Genomic DNA, 18,282 nt, shown 5'->3' on the forward strand with positions numbered 1-18,282 from the left:
GTACGTCCAGTACGAGGACTTCCGGCCGGCACACCGAGAGCACGCACCGGACGCCGCTCCTTGACGGGCAAACGTTGCCTGCCGCGGCACTAGCCATGGACCACGACGACATCGTGCTCGTGATCGCCCACCCGTTCGGCGACGTCGAGCATTCGCTCGCCGAGTGGATCGCGCACGGTCCGGGCCGCCCCTACGTACGCCCGGTCCGGGCCCGGTCGCGTACGACGGGCGAGGAACTGCCCCTGACGGTGATCCCGCTCCAGTACCGCAACACGCGGGCGGCCCGCCGGGCGATACGGGAGGGCCGGTTCCCCAGCCCCTGGCCGCGGACCTGGCCCATGCCGAGCCAGGAGGAAGAGGACCGCCTGGATGCGTCCCCCTACGCCGGGTTCGCCCGGAAGACCGACCCCTACGAGGACGACGACGGCTCCTGAGCAGGAGGGCCCCCGGCGCTCGTGAGCGGGGCCGTGCGTCCGCTCACGTGGACCCGGTCCGTCTCCCCGGTCCCGCGCAGCTCGAACCGCTCGCCGTCCGACGCGAACGCCACCGTCCCCGGCAGCAGGACCGGGGCCCGGAAGTCGGCGTGGGCGTGGACGGCCGGCGGGGCGCCGTGGGCGGCGAGGCAGCGGGCGACGGTCCACATGCCGTGCGCGATGGCCCGGGGGAAGCCGAAGAGGCGGGCGGTGAGCGGGTGCAGATGGATGGGGTTGCGGTCGCCGGACACGGCTCCGTAGCGCCGTCCGACATCGGCGGCGAGCCGCCACTCGTCCAGGACGGGCAGGGGCTCTTGAGGCGGCTGTGGTTCAGCCGCAGGAGCGGGCTCGGCGCGATGCCGGGCCAGATACGTGCTCGTCGACTCCCACACGACTGCCTCGCCGCCGTCTCCCGCTTCCCGCAGTTCCGTGACGACGACCGCCTCCGTCCCGCGTCGATGCGGCGCCAACCCGGCCACGTGCACGGAGAGTTCGTACACGCCGGTGGCCGCCGTCGCGCCGTGGCGGGTGATGTCGATCGACGTGTGGACGAGACCCAGCAGCGGCAGCGGGAAGTCCCGGCCGCTCATGATGCGCATGGCCAGTGGGAAGCCCAGGACGTGGGGGTAGGTGATCGGCAGGCCGTCGCCGCCGGTGGCGAACCCGCACACCCGCTCGTAACAGGACAGCCGGTCGACGTCGACGCGCAGGTCGGGCACGACCAGCCGCTCCCCGGCGAACGCGGCTCCCGGGCGGGGTCTCTTGAACGGCGAGAGCAGCGCGCCCCGCGCGAGCAGCGGCCCCAGCGACGGCGTGCTCCGCAGCGAGGTCATCACGCCCCCAGCAGGCTCTGGCCGCACACCCGCACGACCTGCCCGTTCACCGCGCCGGACGCCGGATGGGCGAGCCAGGCGGTCGTCTCGGCGACGTCCACGGGCAGCCCTCCTTGCGCGAGGGAGTTCATCCGGCGGCCCGCCTCGCGGATGAACAGCGGGACCGCGGCCGTCATCTTCGTCTCGATGAAGCCCGGCGCGACCGCGTTCACCGTGACCCCGTGCTCGGCGAGCGCGCGCGGCGCGAGGGCGCGGACGAGCCCGGCGATCCCCGCCTTGCTCGCGCCGTAGTTGGTCTGCCCCGCGTTGCCCGCGAGCCCGGCGATGGAGGCGGTGGCCACGATCCGGCCGCCGGTCCGCAGGGCCCCCTTGGCGAGCAGCGCGTCCGTGGTGCGCAGCACGCTCGCGAGGTTGACGTCGAGCACCGGACTCCAGCGCTCGGCGGGCATGTTGACCAGTCGCCGGTCCCGGGTGATCCCGGCGTTGTGGATCAACACGTCGAGTCCGTCGGGGAGTTCGGCGGCGATCCGCTCGCCCGCGTCGGCGGCGGTGATGTCGAGGGCGAGCGCGGTGCCGCCCAGCCGCTCGGCGACCCGGCGGGCGTCCGCCTGCGCCTGCGGTATGTCGAGCACGACGACATGGGCGCCGTCCCGGGCGAGGGTCTCCGCGACCGCCTCGCCGATCCCCCGGGCGCCGCCGGTGACGAGCGCGGTGCGGCCGGCGAGGGGCAGCGCCCGGTCGACGGATCCCGCAGACCCCTGGGCCCCCACCCCGATCACCTGGCCGCTGACGTACGCCGACCTGGGGGAGAGGAGGAAGCGCAGGGTGGACTCGGCGGCGGACGCGTCGGTCAGCCGGACCAGGTTCACGGTCCTGCCCCGCCCGATCTCCTTGCCGAGCGAGCGCACGAACCCCTCCAGGGCCTGCTGCACGGCCGCCCGGTGGTGGTCCCGGTGGTGGCCGTCGTCGGTTGCCGCGCCGGCGTCCAGGGGTGAGCCGAGGACCACGACGCGCCCGCTCGCCGCGACCGACCGGACGACCGGGTGCAGGGCCGCGTGCACCTCGGCGAGCCCGTCGACGTCCCGGACGCCGGTCGCGTCCAGGACGACCGCCGCGGGGTCGGAGGAGTCGTCGAGGGGCAGGCCGGTGCGGGCCAGGACCGGTGCGAGATCAAGGGCGCTCGTCCCGGCCGTAAGGTGGAGCAAACTGCCTGTGAGGGACGGGTGTTCGGGTGACCAGCGCCTGAGCGCCGCCGGCTGCGGAAGGCCGAGCCGCCGAGTGAGGAAGCGGCCGGGTGCGGTGGCGGTGAAGCTCAGATAGCGGTCGGCCATGTTCGTCTCCCACGGGCTCGGCACACTTGCTTACTCCGGAGTAAGGTTACCGTGGGTAAGTCTAGGTCAAGGGTGAGGAGCAGGTCGAGATGAGTGCCCAGGAACCGTCGAAGTCGTCGGAGCCGTCGCGGCTGAGACTGGTGGGATCGCCGTCGACGCCGCTGACCCCCGTCGAGCCCCCGAGGGCCCGCCGCGTCGCCATCGTCGGCGGCACGCGCATCCCCTTCGCCCGCTCCGACGGCCCCTACGCCACCGCCTCCAACCAGGAGATGCTGACGGCCGCCGTGAACGGGCTGGTGAACCGTTACGCCCTCGATGTCCCGGGCGTGGTGGGCGAGTTCGTCGCCGGCGCCGTCCTCAAGCACAGCCGGGACTTCAACCTGGCCCGCGAGACCCTCCTCGGCTCGAAGCTGGACGCCCGCACCCCCGCCTACGACATCCAGCAGGCCTGCGGCACCGGCCTCCAGGCCGTGATCGCCGCCGCCAACAAGATCGCCCTCGGCCAGACCGAGTCCGCGATCGCGGGCGGCGCCGACACCGCCAGCGACGCCCCGCTCGGCGTCAACGACCGGCTGCGCCGCATCCTGCTCCAGGCCCGCCGGGCGAAGTCCACCGGCGCCCGCCTCAAGGCCCTCGCCCAGATCCGCCCCGCCCACCTGATCCCCGAGATCCCGCGCAACGCCGAGCCGCGCACCGGCCTGTCCATGGGCGAGCACGCGGCGGTCACCGCCCGCGCCTGGGGCGTCGAACGCGAGGCCCAGGACGAGTTGGCGGCCACCAGCCACCAGCGGCTCGCCGCCGCCTACGAACGAGGCTTCTTCAGCGACCTGGTCGTCCCGTTCCGTGACCTGGCCCGCGACCAGAACCTGCGCCCGGACTCGACACCCGAACAACTGGCCCGCCTGAAGCCGGTGTTCGGAGTCGACGGCCCCGACCCGACCATGACGGCGGGCAACTCGACCCCGCTCACGGACGGCGCGGCCGTCGTGCTCCTCGCCTCCGAGGAGTGGGCCGAGGGGCGGGGCCTGGAGCCGCTCGCCTACCTGACCGCGTACGAGACGGCGGCCGTGGACTTCGTGCGCGGCGATGTGGCCGGCGGCGAGGACGGGTTGCTGATGGCCCCCGCCTACGCCGTCCCGCGCATGCTGGAGCGGACCGGTCTGACGCTGGCCGACTTCGACCTCGTCGAGGTCCACGAGGCGTTCGCCTCCCAGGTGCTGGCCACGCTCGCGGCCTGGGAGAAGCAGGGTCTCGGGCCGGTGGACCGGGGCCGGCTGAACGTCGCCGGCTCCTCCCTCGCGACCGGCCACCCGTTCGCCGCGACCGGTGCCCGCATCGTCGCGACGCTCGCCAAGCTGCTCGCCGAACAGGACGGTCCCGCAAGGGGATTGATCTCGATCTGCGCGGCGGGCGGACAGGGCGTCACCGCGATTCTGGAACGAACGTGAAGGATCCTCATATAACCCCCGAGATTGCACAGCCCTAGCCCCGAAACATCCCGGAACACGCACAGGCTCCCCACGTGAGCGCCGTACGATCCCCTACCTAACCGGCGGTAACCCTTTGCATAAGGGGCACACCGGTTGAACGCGTCGGTGCGCGAAGCACGTACGTAAATGCAGCAAGCAGTTTCGTAGCTGCACGCCCAGGGAGCCGCCCGTGTCCACCCCGTCTTCAGCTTCAGCCGCAGGGTCGGCCTTCGCCGACTTCGACGCTCCCCCCGCCCTCGTCGCACCCGAGACGCGACGACTCGACGGCGCCGTACGGGAGGCGTCCGTCCCGGCGCTCGCGCGCACGGTGACGTACGGCTCGCTCGCCGACCTGCCCTACGACAACGCGGCCGCCGCCCCCGAAGCGGTGGTGGTCAGCCGCAAGGGGCAGGAAGGCGAGTGGACGGACATCACGGCGGAACGTTTCGCGGCCGAGGTCCACGCGGTGGCGAAGGGGCTGATCGCGGAGGGCCTCGCCCCCGGCGACCGGATCGCCGTCATGGCCCGCACCAGGTACGAGTGGACGCTGCTCGACTTCGCGGCCTGGGCGGCCGGGCTGGTGACCGTCCCCATCTACCCCACCTCCTCCGTCTTCCAGACCCGCTGGATCCTGCACGACTCCGGCGCGGTCGCCCTCGTCACCGAGACGGCCGGCCAGGCCGCGGCCCTCGGCCCCGAACTCGACCGGCTGCCCGACCTCCACCACCTGTGGGTCATGGAGAAGGGCCATGTGGACCGGCTGATCGAGGCGGGCGAGCACGTCCCGGACGCCGAGGTGGAGATCCGGCGCGGAATGCTCGTCCCCGACACGCTCGCCACCCTCGTCTACACCTCCGGCACCACCGGCCGCCCCAAGGGCTGCGCGCTCACCCACGGCAATTTCTTCGCCGAGGTCGACAACGCGATCGAACTCCTCTACCCCGTCTTCAAGTCGAAGAACGACGACGAGCTCTCCGTCCTCCTCTTCCTCCCCATGTCCCATGTCTTCGGCCGGATGGTCGCCATCGCCTGCGTCCGCGCCCGCGTCCGCCTGGGCCACGCCCCGAGCCTGAAGGCCGACGAACTCCTCCCCGACCTGGCGGCCTTCAGACCCACCTGTCTGCTGGCCATCCCCTACATGCTGGAGAAGGTCTTCAACACGGCCCGCGCACGGGCGGAGTCGGGCGGCCGGCTGTCCTCCTTCGACCGCGCGGTCGGCGTGGCCCGCCGCTACGGCGAGGCGGTGGAGGCCCAGAAGACCGGCGACGGCAACGGCCCCGCGGCCACCCTCCGCGCGGCCCGCACCTTCTACGACCCACTCGTCTACCGCCGCATCCGCAACGCCATGGGCGGCAGGGTCCGTCACGCGATCTGCGGAGGCTCCCCCCTGGGCCGCCGCCTCTCCTCCTTCTACCTGGGCGCGGGAATCGAGATCTACGAGGGCTACGGCCTGACCGAGACGACCGGCGCATCGACGGTCACGCCCCCGATGAAACCCCGGCTGGGAACGGTGGGTTGGCCCCTGCCCGGCACGAAGATCCGCATAGCGGCGGACGGCGAGATCCTCATCGCCGGCGAACACGTCCTGCGCGGCTACTGGGACCCGGCGGCCGGGGGAGTGGTCCCGGCGGCCCCCGACGGCTGGCTGGCCACAGGCGACCTGGGCGAACTGGACGACGAAGGCTTCCTGACCATCACGGGCCGCAAGAAGGAAATGATCATCACCGCGGGCGGCAAGAGCGTGGCCCCCGCACCCCTGGAGAACTGGCTGCGCTCGCACCCCCTGATCTCCCAGGCGATGGTCCTCGGCGACGGCCGCCCCTACGTCTCCGCCCTCCTCACCCTCGACCCCGACGGCCTCACCCACTGGCGCCAGATGAACGGCAAGCACCCGGTCCCGGTGGAACTCCTGATCGACGACGCGGACCTGAACGGCGTCCTCCAACGCGCGATCGACGAGTCCAACAAGCTCGTCTCCCGCCCGGAGTCCATCCGCCGCTTCGCCATCCTCCCGACGGATTTCACGGAGTACTCCGGCCACCTCACCCCGTCGATGAAACTCCGCCGCGAGGCGATCATGCAGGACTTCGCGGAACAGGTGGAGGGGCTGTACGAGAGGTGAACCTGTGCTTTCCTGCGTCGTAACGGATCGACGACGATGAGGAAAGCGGTTCATCCGCGCGCTGGTGGTGACTGGGCATCGTGCACACCCGGGGGAACGAAAGTGGTCACCGTGCACCGTGGTCCCAGGGGGACAGCGCCGCCTAGCGTGATCACACCGGGCCGAAGGGCCCGGGCAGACCACGACCAGGGGGTTTCATGAACAAGTTCCGCATCGGGGGGATCACGGTCGCCGCAGTGGCGCTGATCGCGATCGCGGGGTCGCCGGCTTCGGCGGGCACGAGTGTGACGTCGTACGGCGGGTCCACGAAAACCACCTGCGACACCAGCTCCAAGGGAGTGTTCGACCACGACGGCGACTGGTTCCGCCTCACGGACACGTGCGCGGACCACATGTCCGCGGTGCTCAAGGTGGACGTCGCGCCGTTCCAGTCGAACGGCGGCTACGACTTCTCCATCTGGAACTCCGGCAAGGCCGGCAGCACGAAGGACGTCAACAAGAACTACGCCGAGGGCACGGGTGTCTGCATCCAGGCGGGTATGGGCGAATTCAGCTCCGGTGAGTGGGCCAACTGGGGTTACTGGACCTGCGGGACGGCCTGATGAGAGTGTTCCGGGCCGCGGGGATCACGGTCGCCGCAGTGGCGCTGATCGCGATCGCGGGGTCGCCGGCTTCGGCGGGCACGAGCGTGACGTCGTACGGGCAGAGCTCGGTCGACTCGTGCACGTCCGGTTCGGTGGGCAGGTTCGACGACGTCGGCGAGCACTTCTACCTGACGGACACCTGCGCCGACTACATGTCCGCGGTGCTCAAGGTGGACGTCGCGCCGTTCCAGTCGTACGGCGGCTACGACTTCACCATCTGGAACTCCGGCAAGGCCGGCAGCACGAAGGACGAGAACAGGAGCTACGCCGAGGGCACGGGTGTGTGCATCCAGGCGGGCGGAGGTGATTCCCTCTCCCGTGAGTGGGGTTGGTGGGGTTACTGGACCTGCGGGACAGCCTGATTCCGCGGGTGCCGTTCCGCCGTTTCGTGCAGTAACGGGGTCGTGGGAGGGGCTCGGGCCGGGAAGCATGCCGCAGGTGAACGGCATGAACGGCATCGAGTTCCTCCACTGCCCCGGGACGACCACCCGACCGCCGCCGTCTGGGGCATCCGGGTCGACGGCACCGACCTGCGCGCGCTGACGGCCTGGGCGACCCGCGAACTGTGGCGCCCGGAACTGGAGAACCAGTTCGAGGAACAGGAGCGGGAGTCGGCCGAGCTGATCTGGCGCGGCCATGACGGTCTGGGCGTGTCGGACTTCGAGGACCGCCCGGACCACTTCCTGACGGATGACGGAGTTGTGGCTTTCCTCGGCTGCCCCTGTGGCCTGTGGGCCTGCCGGTAGTGCTTCGTTAGGTTCTGGGCTGTCTGTGGCTGCTCCGAGGGCTGGGCAGGCGCCGTCCGCAGGTGGTGCAGGTGCCGGTCCAGCACCTCAGCAGGTCCTGGAGGGCGTCGAGGACCTGGTGGAGGGTCAGGCCGGCATCCGGGCTTTTGGGTCGAGCCGCCGGAGGGTCAGGAAGGCCTCGGCGGCGGTGACGAGGGTGACGTGGTGGTGCCGGCCGTGCCAGGTGCGGCCCTCGAAGTGGTCCAGCCCGAGGCCGTGCTTGAGCTCGCGGTAGTCGTGCTCGATCCGCAAGCCCCCTAGGGCGCGTCGTCCCGCAGCATGCTGTAGGACAGGCTGTCGCGCCAGCGCCCGTCCCGGAAGACGACGCTGCGCAGGACGCCCTCGCGGGTGAAACCGACCTTCTCCAGGGCGCGTTGCTCGGCGATGTTCTCCACATCGGTGTGCGCCTCGATCCGCGCGGCGGGCGTGTGCGCGAACAGGTAGCGGGCCAGGAGGCGTTGGGCCTGGGTGCCGACCCCGCGTCCCTGGGCCTGCGGCAGCAGTTGGATGCCTATGTTCCAGTAGTAGGAGTGGGGCACGGTGACGACCTTGCGCCAGGCCACGAAGCCGAGCGTGTCCGTGTCGGTCGTCACCATCAACTGGCCGCCGTCAGCGGAGAGCAGGCCGTTCTCAGTCCAGCGGCGCCTGAAGCGCCCGGGGTCCGTCCAGCCGAACCACGAGAACGGCCCGGCGGCCTCGGGGTCGACCATGAACTGTTCCAGCATCGCCAGGTCGTCCTCGCGGACGGGGCGCAGTCGCACGGTGTCGTCGATCACCCGACCACGCCAGCCGTATTCCCTCGAGGCCGTCTTACGTCGCCGTTGCACGGCCATTGACTTTGCAAGACCCTCGCGGGACATTTCGGGCTCCGCACCCGTCATTCATTCATTCATCCATTCGTTCCCTGTGGGCTGGAGTGGGCCATGAACACGAGCGCGGACCCTGCGAGACATGTCGGACTGCCCTCCCGTAGGGCCGTGCTCGGGGCGGCCACCGCCGGCGCCGGGCTTGCGGTCGCCGGTCGAGGGGCCCGGGCGGCCGATCTGCCGCTTCTCGGTACCTATGACGTCGTCGTCATCGGGTCAGGGGCCGCCGGGATGACCGCCGCGTTGACGGCCGCCAAGCGGCAGTTGACGTGTGTCGTCGTCGAGAAGGCTCCGACGTTCGGGGGGTCCGCCGCCCGGTCGGGGGCCGGGATCTGGATTCCGAACAACTCCGTCATCCTCGCCGCCGGGGTGCCGGACACGCCCGCCAAGGCGGCCGCCTATCTCGCCGCCGTCGTCGGGGCGGACGTGCCCGCCGAGCGGCAGGCCGCGTTCCTCGCGCACGGGCCCGCCATGCTCTCCTTCGTCATGGCCAACAGTCCGCTGCGGTTCCGCTGGATGGAGGGGTACAGCGACTACTACCCGGAGTTGCCGGGTGGCCTGCCGGGCGGGCGGTCCGTCGAGCCCGATCAGCTCGACGGCAACCTCCTCGGCGCCGAACTCGCCCGTCTCAACCCGCCGTACCTGGAAGTCCCGGCCGGCATGGTCGTGTTCAGCGCCGACTACAAGTGGCTCGCGCTGGCCGCCGTCAGCCTCAAGGGGGCCGCCGTCGCCACGGAGTGCCTCGCGCGGGGGACCAAGGCGGCCCTGCTCGGGCAGCAGCCGCTCACCATGGGGCAGTCACTGGCCGCGGGCCTGCGCGCCGGACTGCTCGCCGCCCAGGTGCCGGTGTGGCTGGACACCCCGCTCACCGACCTGTTGGTGGAGGGGGGAGTGGTCACGGGGGCCGTCGTCACGCGCGGCGGTGTGCCGGGGCTGGTGCGGGCGCGGCGGGGCGTCGTCGTCGGGTCGGGAGGGTTCGAGCACAACGCGGCGATGCGGGCCCAGTACCAGCGCCAGCCGATCGGGACCGAGTGGACGGTCGGGGCGAAGGAGAACACCGGGGACGGCATCCGGGCCGGTCAACGGGTCGGCGGGGCCCTCGCGTTGATGGACGACGCCTGGTGGGGGCCGGCGATCCCGCTCCCCGGCGAGCCCTACTTCTGCCTCGCCGAACGCACCCTCCCCGGCGGCCTGTTGGTCAACCAGGCCGGCGCCCGCTTCGTCAACGAGGCCGCCCCCTACAGTGACGTCGTCCACACGATGTACGACCGGAATCCGACCGCCCCGGACATCCCGGCCTGGCTGGTCGTCGACCAGAACTACCGCAACCGGTACCTCTTCAGGGACGTCGCCCCGACCTTCGCGTTCCCCGCCGACTGGTACAGCTCGGGCGCCGCCCACAAGGCCTGGACCCTGGACGCCCTCGCGGCCTCCATCGGCGTCCCGGCCGCCGCCCTGCGCGCCTCCGTCGACCGGTTCAACACCCTCGCCCTGCGCGGCAAGGACACCGACTTCAAGCGCGGCGACAGCGCCTACGACCACTACTACACGGACCCGTCCGTCCTGCCCAACTCCTGCCTCGCACCGCTGTGGCTGCCCCCGTACCACGCCTTCCGGATCGTCCCCGGCGACCTCGGCACGAAGGGCGGCCTGCGCACGGACGCCCGCGCGCGGGTCCTGCGGGCGGACGGCTCCGTCGTCCCCGGGCTGTACGCCGCCGGGAACGCCAGCGCGGCCGTCATGGGCCACAGCTACGCGGGCGCCGGTTCGACGATCGGGCCCGCGATGACCTTCGGGTACATCGCGGCCCTCGATCTCGCGGCCGCGCCGACGGGTTGACCGCGCCGACGGGTTGACCGCGCCGGCGGGTTCACCGCGGCTACGGGTCGATTGCGCCTACGGGTTGAAGGTGATGACGGCGGTGTAGTCGGAACCGGCGTGGAACTCCACCCGCTGGGCACGGGTCGGCGAGCCGATCTTGCTCAGCGGCAGGACCCAGGTCTGCGTGCCGCCGCTGACCGTCCGCGTGGGGCGGGTCGAGGTCTCGGTCCAGCTCCAGTCCGTCGACCGGCTCCGGAAGAGGCCGCCGTTCTCGATCATGTAGTCCGCGCCGAGGGCCGAGGGGGAGGGGTAGGGCAGCTGGTAGCCGGTCCTGGTGTTGCCGTCGGTGTCGATGAACACGTGGTAGAAGGGCTTTGACGAGTGGAAGGTCACCTTGAAGGTGACGGTTCCGGAGGACACGCACGCCGAGTAGTCGGTGAGCGGGCCGGAACCCGCGGCCGAGGTGCAGGAGGGGCCGCCGTCGCTGCCGCCCGCCCCGGCGGCGGCCATATCGGTGCCTGCGTCTGAGCCGGTGTCGGCGTCCTGGCCGGTGGACGGCCCGGCCTGTGTGGGCGCGCCGGCACCGGCGTTCTCGGCGGACCCTGTGGCCGACGCCTTCGGCGACGCGCTCGTGGCGCCGGGCGACGGCGACGCGGACGGTGCGGTCGACGCCGAGGCCGAGCCGGATCCGCTCGGCGCGCTCGCGTCCGACCCGGCGCCCCGCGCGTTGTCCGGTAGGCCGCCGCCCGGCATCGAGGTCGCCGACCGAGAGTCACCGTCACCGTCGTCGATCCCCACGAAGACCGCGCCACCGATCAGGGCGGCCACGAGCACAGCGGCCCCCGCCAGCAGCACCGGCCGCGACAACCGTCGCCGATCCGAGGACGGGGACGGGGAAGGGGAAGGGGACGGGGCTGGAGGCGCGGTCGCGGTCCGGGCGTCGGCCGAGATCCGAGGCGCCGCCTGGGACCGGGGGGTGGTCGTCCCGGCCGGCGGAGTGGAGGCGGCCCCCGCTGCGAACGTGGCCGCCGCCGCGGACATCGGCGGCGCTGCGGCCCCGGACTCCGGGGAGGACGCTGAATCGTCCTCGGCGCCTGTGCGGTCGGGTGGGGCGACGGCAGCCGACGCCGCGGCGATCGCCGACGGTCCCTTCGACCGGCGGGGCAGCGGAGACTGCACTGTTTCGCGTCCTTCCAGCTTCCGGGAGAGGGCTGCCGAACGCATCCGGCAGCCCTGAGGCGCCGATCGTACCCGGGTTCGATTGGGATCCAGGCCCAAACCGGCGTCGCAATGTTGTCGCCAAGTTGCTTGTGGAAAACCCCCCGTTGGGTCCGACGGCCGCGCCCTGACCTAGAGCTTGTGCGGCGCTACAGCGGCTTGCGCAGGATCAGGAAGGCGTGCGGGGTCGTCTCCCCGCGCTCGGTGTTCGCCTCCCGTACCGTGCGGGACTGCTCGGCGAAACCGGCCGCCGTCAACAGCTCGATCATCCGCTCCGGACGGCGCCGTTCGAAGTCGAGGGCGACCGGGTGACCCCAGGGGCGGTCGTGGCGGCGCGGCACGTCGCCGACCTGGAAGCCCATGAGGAGATGGCCGCCGGGGGCGAGGACCCGGAGGAACTCGGCGAAGAGGCCGGGGAGTTCGCCCACAGGGGTGTGGATGGAGGAGTACCAGCAGACGACCCCGTCGAGGGAGCCGTCCGCATGACCGTCCAGCTTCAGCATCGAGCCCTGCTCGAACCGGATCCCCGGGTTCTCGCGCCGCGCGATCGCCAGCATCGACTTCGAGAGGTCGAGCCCCGACACGGACAGTCCCAGGGCGGCGAGGTATCCGGTGACCCGACCGGGCCCGCACCCGAGATCGATCACCCGGCCACCGGCGCCGACGAGTTCGGAGTACGCCCGCATCACGGCCCGTTCCAGCGGCTGACCCGCGGCCTCGTCGCGGAAGAGGTCGGCGTAGTCGTCGGCGATGGCGTCGTAGAAGGTGCGGGTGGCGGTGACGAAGTCCGGAGTGGTCGGAGCGGTCGGAGTGGTCGGAGTGGTCGGAGTGGTCGGGGTGGTCGGGGTGGTCGGGGTGGTCGGGGTGGACGGAGTGGCGGGGGCGGCGGGCTCGGCGGGGGTGGAGGCGGCGGCGGAGCTTGCGGCTGTGGCGGCTGTGGGGGCTGTGGCGGCTGTGGTGTCGGTGGCGTCGGTGTCCGTCATGGGCGGGGACCCTAGCCGCCGCCACTGACAGTGGGGCCTTCTCAAGCCACCCCCAGCGCCCGCAGCCCCCCGGCCGTCGCCGCCGCCCCCAGCACCACCACCGCGAACGGCGCCCTACGCCATGCCAGCACCCCGCCGACCAGCACCCCGGCCGGACGCGCCCACCCGGCGAAGCCGCCGTCCTCGGTCAGCGCGCCCGTCGCCAGCAGCGCGACCAGCAGGACCACTGCCCCGGCGGCCAGCGACTCCTGCACCCGGGCGGGCAGTTCCACTCGCCCGTGCAACACCGGGCCGACCAGTCGGAGGGCGTACGTCCCCACCGCCAGCATCAGGATCACGGCGACCGTCGCGCTCATGCCGCGACCTCCTTACGGCCGTACCCGTATACGGTCAGGCCGGCCAGCGCGAGCAGTACCGGCGCCCCGGCCGGGATGAACGGCGTCGCCGCGAGCGCCAGGACCGCGCCGAGGGCGGCCGGACGGCGCAGGCGCGCGTCCTTGCGCAGGGCGGGCAGGACCAGGGCGACGAGAACGGCCGGGAATGCGGCGTCCAGCCCGTAGACGGCCGTGTCGCCGAGGGCGCCCCCGGCGAGCGCCCCGACGAGCACGCCCGTGTTCCACACGGCGAACAGGCCGAGGCCGGAGACCCAGAACGCGGCGCGGCGCCGGGCGGGGTCCGGCTGGGCGAGGGCGAACGCGACCGTCTCGTCGGTGACCAGGTGCGCGCCGAGGAGCCGGGTCGCCCGGCCGGGGCCGAGGAGGTCGGCGACCGCGAGGCTGAACGCGGCGTTGCGGGTGTTGAGCAGCAGTCCGGTCGCGGCGGCGGCGAGCGGACCGCCCCCGGCGATCAGGATGCCGACCGCGCTGAACTGGGCGGAGCCCGCGTACACCACCAGGGACATCACGACCGGCGCCCAGACCGGAAGCCCGCCGGCCACGGAGATCGCGCCGAAGGACAGGCCGACGACGCCGCTGGCGAGCCAGACGAGGGAGGCGTCCCGGGTCAGCCGGATCAGGCCGGACCGCTCCGACCGCTCCGAGCGACCCGACCGCTCCGAGCGACCCGCCTGCTCCGATCGACCCGACCGCTTGGGTCGCTGGGATCGCCATCGGGGTGATCGGGGTGTTCGTTCTGCCGTACGCATGTTCTCTACAATGGACAGAAGCGTCGGAGTTCGTCAAGGCGAACGATCGTACCGTTGGAGCGAACGAATATGTCCGAGACGGCCGGAAGTCCACCGAGGCTCCCCCTGGACTGGATCGCCGCGTCCCTGCGGCGCGAGCGCACCCGTGCCGGGCTGTCCCTGTCCGAGCTGGCCAAGAGGGCCGGAATCGCGAAGTCCACGCTGTCCCAGCTGGAGGGGGCGAGCGGGAACCCGAGCGTGGAGACGCTGTGGGCGCTGGGCGTGGCGCTCGGTGTGCCCTTCAGCGCGCTCGTCGAGCCGCCGGCGCCGTCCGTGCAGGTGATCCGGGCGGGGGAGGGTCCGACCGTCGCCTCCGAGCGGGCCGAGTTCGCGGCCACCCTGCTGTCCGCCAGCCCGCCGGGCGCGCGGCGGGACATCTACCACCTGCGGGTCGAGCCCGGGGCCGTCCGGGAATCGGAGCCGCATATTCCGGGCACGGTCGAGCACCTGATCGTGAGCACGGGGAGGATGAAGGCCGGACCGGCCGGCGAGACGGTGGAGCTCGACCCCGGGGACTATCTGACCTACCGCGGGGATGTGCCGCACGTGTACGAGGCGCTGCTGCCCGGCACGACGTTCGTCCTGGTCATGCAGCACGTCTGACGGCCGGGTGACGGCCGGGTGACGGCCGGGTGGTGACCGGGTGGTGATCGGACGCGGCGGGCAAAGGCAGGAGCCCCGTGCCGAAAGGCACAGGGCTCCTTGGGTACTGCTCTCAGACTTGCGATCTCACGGGTGTGAGGGAGGTTCAGACGGGAGTGACGTTCTCCGCCTGCGGACCCTTCGGGCCCTGCGTCACGTCGAAGGAGACCTGCTGGTTCTCCTCGAGCGAACGGAAACCCTGCGCGTTGATCGCGGAGTAGTGGACGAAGACGTCGGGGCCGCCGCCTTCCTGGGCGATGAAGCCAAAGCCCTTTTCGGCGTTGAACCACTTCACGGTTCCGGTAGCCATAAGCCCTCCTTGGGCCCAAAGGGTTGCCCTGCTCCAGAACCCTGCAAGCGTGAAAGCAAGTGCCGCACAACTGCATACGTCTGAAAACGACGAGAGCCCGCGGTTACATGCTCCGCAGGCTCTGTACTGCAAGGGAAACCAAACTGCAACTTGCGGCGAGCCTAGCACGCAGGCTGCCGAATGCAATAGAGGTCAAGATCACGTCACCCGGATGTTTGAAGATCCCTTAAAGAGGTTGACCCGAAGGCGCTCGGGGGTCGGAGTCCGGCGCGGCCGGGACGGGGTCTAGCCTCACGATGTGGACAATTCTCGCACCCGGCCGCGCGTCGGCCACATCCAGTTCCTCAACTGCCTGCCCCTCTACTGGGGGCTCGCGAGAACCGGCACCCTCCTCGATTTCGAGCTCACCAAGGACACCCCGGAGAAGCTGAGCGAGCGGCTGGTGCGCGGCGACCTCGACGTCGGTCCGATCACCCTCGTCGAGTTCCTGAGGAACGCCGACGATCTGGTCGCCTTCCCCGACATCGCCGTCGGCTGCGACGGCCCGGTGATGTCCTGCGTGATCGTCTCGCAGGTCCCGCTGGAGGAGCTGGACGGCGCACGGGTCGCACTCGGCTCGACCTCCCGCACCTCCGTGCGCCTGGCGCAGCTGCTCCTGGCCGACCGCTTCGGCGTCCGGCCGGACTACTACACCTGCCCGCCCGACCTCAGCCTGATGATGCAGGAGGCCGAGGCCGCCGTGCTCATCGGCGACGCGGCGCTGCGGGCCAACCTGCTGGACGGACCGCGGCTCGGCCTGGAGGTGCACGACCTCGGCACGCTCTGGAAGGAGTGGACCGGCCTGCCGTTCGTCTTCGCGGTGTGGGCGGCCCGGCGCGAGTACCTGGCGCGCGAGCCGGTCATCACCCGCCAGGTCCACCAGGCCTTCCTCGACTCCCGCAACCTCTCCCTGGACGAGGTCGGCAAGGTCGCCGAGCAGGCGGCCCGCTGGGAGGAGTTCGACGAGAACATCCTGGAGCAGTACTTCACCACCCTCGACTTCCGCTTCGGCGAGGCCCAACTGGCGGCCGTGGCCGAGTTCGCCCGGCGCGTCGGCCCGACGACGGGCTTCCCGGCCGACGTGAAGGTGGAACTGCTCCGGCCCCGATCTGCGTAATCTGCTGCAGAACTTGCTGTGCGTGGGGGAGGGGTGGACGGCCATGCAGCCGCTTGGAGACGACGAACCCACGACCGTGGGGCCCTACCGGCTGCTCGGCCGGCTCGGTTCCGGCGGGATGGGTCGTGTCTTCCTCGGCCGCAGCGCCGGCGGCCGCACGGTCGCCGTCAAGATCGTGCACCCGCACCTCGCCCTCGACGAGGAGTTCCGCGCCCGGTTCCGGCGCGAGGTCGAGGCCGCGAGACGGGTCGGCGGGGCGTGGACAGCGCCGGTCCTGGACGCAGACCCGGAGGCGACGGTCCCGTGGGTCGCCACCGGCTACGCGGCCGGCCCCTCCCTGGCCGCGGCGGTCACCTCCGACGCCGGTTCCGGTGGCGGGCCTCTCCCCGAGCACTCCGTGCGGGTCCTGGGCGCGGGCCTGGCGGAGGCGCTCGCCGCCGTGCACGAACTGGGCCTGGTGCACCGGGACGTGAAGCCGTCCAACGTCCTGCTGACGGTCGACGGTCCGCTGCTCATCGACTTCGGCATCGCCCGCGCCACCGACGGCACGGCCTCGCTCACCTCGACCGGCGTCTCGGTCGGCTCGCCCGGCTACATGGCCCCCGAGCAGATCCTCGGCCGGGGCGCGTCCGGCGCGGCCGACGTGTTCTCCCTCGGCGCGGTGCTGGCCTACGCGGCGACCGGGCGGCCCCCGTTCCCCGGGGACTCCTCGGCCGCCCTCCTCTACAAGGTCGTCCACGAGCCGCCGGAGCTGGGCGAGCCGCAGGGCGCGCTGCGGGGTGATCTGCGGGAGGTCGTCGAGGCCTGCCTCGCCAAGGACCCGACCGCCCGCCCGGCCCCCGCCGAGCTGGCCCGACGGCTGGCCCCCGAGGGCGCGGCCCGGCTGGTGGCGGACGGCTGGCTGCCGGGTGCGCTGGTGCAGCAGGTGGGGCGGAGCGCCGTCCAGCTGCTGAACCTGGAGGGGACGGCGGCGGGTGCGGCGGCGGATGTGGCCCCGGTCGCGTCCGGGCCGGTGGCGTTCCGCAGCGCGGCGGTGACGTCCGGGGTGTTCGGGCCGCCGCCGGTGATGGACGTGCGGCCGGACGCGCTCGTCCCGGCCGCCGCCGTGCCCGCGCCGCGGGACGCCGTGCCGCCGGCCGCCCCCGGCAAGGTGTCCGTCACCGTGGCCGCCTCCGCGACGGCGGGCGAGGGCGGGCGCGGGCGGCGGCTGAGCTGCACCGTCGCGCTGGCGGTCGCGGGAGCGCTGGCGGCGGTGACGGTCGGCTCGGTGTTCCTGTTCGACCTGCTGCCGGGTGACGGCGACCAGGACTCCGCCGCCGGCAGCGACGCCTACTCGGTGGAGCCGTCGGCCGCCGCGAGCGGAGGCCCCGCCGACGGCGCGTCGCCGGCCGTGCTCCCGGCGGACTACGTCGGCACCTGGGAGGGCCAGGGCAGCGGCCTCGACGGCGCCCTCCCGATGGGCACCTTCCGCGTGACGGTCCGACAGGCGGACGTGGGCGACCCACTGGGCCAGCTGCGGCAGACGGACGTGCTCGGCGGGGTCTGTGTCGACGAGCTGACGCTGAAGCAGGTGACGGAGAAGGAGGTCGTGGCCACCTCGGTGGGCGCGAAGACCAACCACGCCGGCTGCAACCCCGAGGCCCACACGATCCGGCTCACCCCGACCGGCGACGACCTGACGTACGCCTCGGACAGCGCGGCCGAGGGCAACCCGGTGGCACGCATGTCGAGGGTCTCGTAGTGCGCGCCGGTACCGGCCGGTTCCGGGCCCGCGACGGCTGGGGTCTCGCCGGGGGCGTCCTGTTCCTCGCGGCCCTTCTGGCCGTCCTGCTGTCCGCGATGGGCCTGCTGAAGCGGTTCGTGCGCGTGACCGCGCCGGTGCTGGTGGAGCTGCCCGGCGGCGGCTGGACGACCGGCGCCCTGCTCGGGCTGCTGTCGGTGGCCGGGTGGGTGGGCGCCGCGTGGTTCTCCGCCCCGGAACGGGACCGCGACCGGGACCGCGACCGGGACCGGGACCGCGACCGGGAGCAGGGCCGCGACCGGGAGCAGGGTCGGGAGCAGGGCCGCGACCGGGAGCAGGGTCGGGAGCAGGGCCGGGGCCGGGAGCAGGGCCGGGAGCAGGGCCGGGACCGCTTCGGGCCGACGCGGATCGCCCGCTCGATCGCGGGCGCGGTCTGCTGGACGGTGGCGTTCGGCGGGCTGGTGTACGTCCTCGGCGCGCTGCCCGGCAGGAACTGCCGCTCGGGCGGCACGATGTGCGCGTACATCCCGGGCACGGGCAGCGCCCTTCTCGCCTACGCGGCCACGACGTCCCTGCTCGGCTGGCTCTGGTACCGCCGGCGCGGCGCGGTGACGGCGGCCCGGCGCGCGCAGGAGCAGGCCCGGCTGAAGCGGCTCCGCAAGAAGGGCAAGGGGAAGAGCCGGGCCGCGCGGGGGAGTCGGTGAT

General features: G+C 72.4%; 20 protein-coding genes and 1 pseudogene. 12 read left to right on the top strand and 9 right to left on the bottom strand.

Annotated elements, in window-relative coordinates; translation table 11 throughout:
* Nucleotides 1-434, top strand: a 434-nt coding sequence (locus tag AB0J04_RS35560) for a hypothetical protein (protein ID WP_363172740.1), incomplete at its 5' end; no start/stop codon positions are given.
* On the opposite strand, the gene AB0J04_RS35565 is transcribed toward AB0J04_RS35560, so the two are convergent.
* Together AB0J04_RS35565 and AB0J04_RS35570 are read right to left on the bottom strand one after the other, a co-directional pair.
* Nucleotides 410-1,306, bottom strand: coding sequence for a MaoC/PaaZ C-terminal domain-containing protein (locus AB0J04_RS35565; protein WP_363172741.1), 897 nt, complete (start codon nucleotides 1,304-1,306; stop codon nucleotides 410-412). The two genes, AB0J04_RS35560 and AB0J04_RS35565, sit on opposite strands and share 25 nt — an antisense overlap.
* Entirely contained in the window at nucleotides 1,306-2,637 is a 1,332-nt protein-coding gene (locus AB0J04_RS35570; protein ID WP_363172742.1) for a 3-oxoacyl-ACP reductase, read from the bottom strand. Before AB0J04_RS35570 ends, AB0J04_RS35565 begins: the two co-directional genes overlap by 1 nt.
* 161 nt (nucleotides 2,638-2,798) lie before the next feature.
* Between AB0J04_RS35570 and AB0J04_RS35575 the strand changes: the two genes are divergently transcribed.
* From AB0J04_RS35575 to AB0J04_RS35595, 5 genes are all read left to right on the top strand, one after another.
* On the top strand, nucleotides 2,799-4,085 hold the full coding sequence (locus AB0J04_RS35575; RefSeq protein ID WP_363172765.1) for an acetyl-CoA C-acetyltransferase: 1,287 nt from the start codon (nucleotides 2,799-2,801) through the stop codon (nucleotides 4,083-4,085).
* A gap of 211 nt (nucleotides 4,086-4,296) precedes the next feature.
* On the top strand, nucleotides 4,297-6,228 hold the full coding sequence (locus tag AB0J04_RS35580; RefSeq protein ID WP_363172743.1) for an AMP-dependent synthetase/ligase: 1,932 nt from the start codon (nucleotides 4,297-4,299) through the stop codon (nucleotides 6,226-6,228).
* A gap of 197 nt (nucleotides 6,229-6,425) precedes the next feature.
* A complete protein-coding gene (locus AB0J04_RS35585) occupies nucleotides 6,426-6,830 on the top strand; it encodes a hypothetical protein (protein WP_363172744.1) in 405 nt (134 codons plus the stop codon).
* Entirely contained in the window at nucleotides 6,830-7,234 is a 405-nt protein-coding gene (locus AB0J04_RS35590; protein WP_363172745.1) for a hypothetical protein, read from the top strand. The genes AB0J04_RS35585 and AB0J04_RS35590 overlap by 1 nt, the downstream gene beginning before the upstream one ends.
* Before the next feature lie 42 nt (nucleotides 7,235-7,276).
* Nucleotides 7,277-7,618 carry a hypothetical protein gene (locus AB0J04_RS35595; protein ID WP_363172746.1) on the top strand — a complete coding sequence of 114 codons (342 nt, stop codon included), beginning with the start codon at nucleotides 7,277-7,279 and terminating at the stop codon, nucleotides 7,616-7,618.
* 126 nt (nucleotides 7,619-7,744) lie between these two features.
* Here the strand turns inward: AB0J04_RS35595 and AB0J04_RS35600 are convergent.
* Both AB0J04_RS35600 and AB0J04_RS35605 read right to left on the bottom strand, forming a co-directional pair.
* Nucleotides 7,745-7,906: pseudogene (locus tag AB0J04_RS35600) on the bottom strand (IS701 family transposase); the annotation flags it as partial.
* Nucleotides 7,907-7,914: 8 nt separating this feature from the next.
* Complete coding sequence (locus tag AB0J04_RS35605; protein ID WP_363172747.1) at nucleotides 7,915-8,433, bottom strand: GNAT family protein; 519 nt, start codon at nucleotides 8,431-8,433, stop codon at nucleotides 7,915-7,917.
* Between the two features lie 147 nt (nucleotides 8,434-8,580).
* Here AB0J04_RS35605 and kstD point away from each other — a divergent pair, with 147 nt between their 5' ends.
* The gene (gene kstD, locus AB0J04_RS35610; RefSeq protein ID WP_363172748.1) at nucleotides 8,581-10,362 is read left to right on the top strand and encodes a 3-oxosteroid 1-dehydrogenase; all 1,782 of its coding nucleotides are present in this window, start codon (nucleotides 8,581-8,583) and stop codon (nucleotides 10,360-10,362) included.
* A 57-nt stretch (nucleotides 10,363-10,419) separates the two neighbouring features.
* Here the strand turns inward: kstD and AB0J04_RS35615 are convergent, their stop codons facing one another.
* Nucleotides 10,420-10,854, bottom strand: coding sequence for a hypothetical protein (locus AB0J04_RS35615; RefSeq protein ID WP_363172749.1), 435 nt, complete (start codon nucleotides 10,852-10,854; stop codon nucleotides 10,420-10,422).
* Between the two features lie 4 nt (nucleotides 10,855-10,858).
* Here AB0J04_RS35615 and AB0J04_RS35620 point away from each other — a divergent pair, with 4 nt between their 5' ends.
* Entirely contained in the window at nucleotides 10,859-11,581 is a 723-nt protein-coding gene (locus tag AB0J04_RS35620; RefSeq protein WP_363172750.1) for a hypothetical protein, read from the top strand.
* Nucleotides 11,582-11,711: 130 nt separating this feature from the next.
* Here AB0J04_RS35620 and AB0J04_RS35625 read toward each other — a convergent pair whose 3' ends face one another.
* From AB0J04_RS35625 to AB0J04_RS35635, 3 genes are all read right to left on the bottom strand, one after another.
* Complete coding sequence (locus tag AB0J04_RS35625; RefSeq protein ID WP_363172766.1) at nucleotides 11,712-12,314, bottom strand: methyltransferase domain-containing protein; 603 nt, start codon at nucleotides 12,312-12,314, stop codon at nucleotides 11,712-11,714.
* Nucleotides 12,315-12,586: 272 nt separating this feature from the next.
* Entirely contained in the window at nucleotides 12,587-12,901 is a 315-nt protein-coding gene (locus tag AB0J04_RS35630) for an AzlD domain-containing protein (RefSeq protein ID WP_363172751.1), read from the bottom strand.
* Nucleotides 12,898-13,560 (bottom strand): AzlC family ABC transporter permease, encoded by a 663-nt coding sequence (locus AB0J04_RS35635; protein ID WP_363172767.1) that lies wholly within the window; start codon nucleotides 13,558-13,560, stop codon nucleotides 12,898-12,900. Before AB0J04_RS35635 ends, AB0J04_RS35630 begins: the two co-directional genes overlap by 4 nt.
* 198 nt (nucleotides 13,561-13,758) lie before the next feature.
* Here AB0J04_RS35635 and AB0J04_RS35640 point away from each other — a divergent pair, with 198 nt between their 5' ends.
* Nucleotides 13,759-14,331 carry an XRE family transcriptional regulator gene (locus tag AB0J04_RS35640; protein ID WP_363172768.1) on the top strand — a complete coding sequence of 191 codons (573 nt, stop codon included), beginning with the start codon at nucleotides 13,759-13,761 and terminating at the stop codon, nucleotides 14,329-14,331.
* Between the two features lie 145 nt (nucleotides 14,332-14,476).
* Here the strand turns inward: AB0J04_RS35640 and AB0J04_RS35645 are convergent, their stop codons facing one another.
* Nucleotides 14,477-14,680 carry a cold-shock protein gene (locus AB0J04_RS35645; RefSeq protein WP_003974443.1) on the bottom strand — a complete coding sequence of 68 codons (204 nt, stop codon included), beginning with the start codon at nucleotides 14,678-14,680 and terminating at the stop codon, nucleotides 14,477-14,479.
* 298 nt (nucleotides 14,681-14,978) lie between these two features.
* On the opposite strand from AB0J04_RS35645, the gene AB0J04_RS35650 reads away from it, so the two are divergent.
* From AB0J04_RS35650 to AB0J04_RS35660, 3 genes are read left to right on the top strand one after another with little or no spacing between them, the layout of a single operon-like run.
* Nucleotides 14,979-15,836, top strand: a complete 858-nt coding sequence (locus AB0J04_RS35650) for a menaquinone biosynthesis protein (protein WP_363172752.1) — start codon at nucleotides 14,979-14,981, stop codon at nucleotides 15,834-15,836.
* Nucleotides 15,837-15,879: 43 nt separating this feature from the next.
* Complete coding sequence (locus tag AB0J04_RS35655) at nucleotides 15,880-17,577, top strand: serine/threonine-protein kinase (RefSeq protein ID WP_363172753.1); 1,698 nt, start codon at nucleotides 15,880-15,882, stop codon at nucleotides 17,575-17,577.
* Complete coding sequence (locus AB0J04_RS35660; protein ID WP_363172754.1) at nucleotides 17,577-18,281, top strand: hypothetical protein; 705 nt, start codon at nucleotides 17,577-17,579, stop codon at nucleotides 18,279-18,281. Before AB0J04_RS35655 ends, AB0J04_RS35660 begins: the two co-directional genes overlap by 1 nt.
* Nucleotide 18,282 lies beyond the last annotated feature (1 nt).

Source organism: Streptomyces sp. NPDC050263 (assembly GCF_040655955.1).
In the GTDB taxonomy this organism is placed as follows: domain Bacteria; phylum Actinomycetota; class Actinomycetes; order Streptomycetales; family Streptomycetaceae; genus Streptomyces.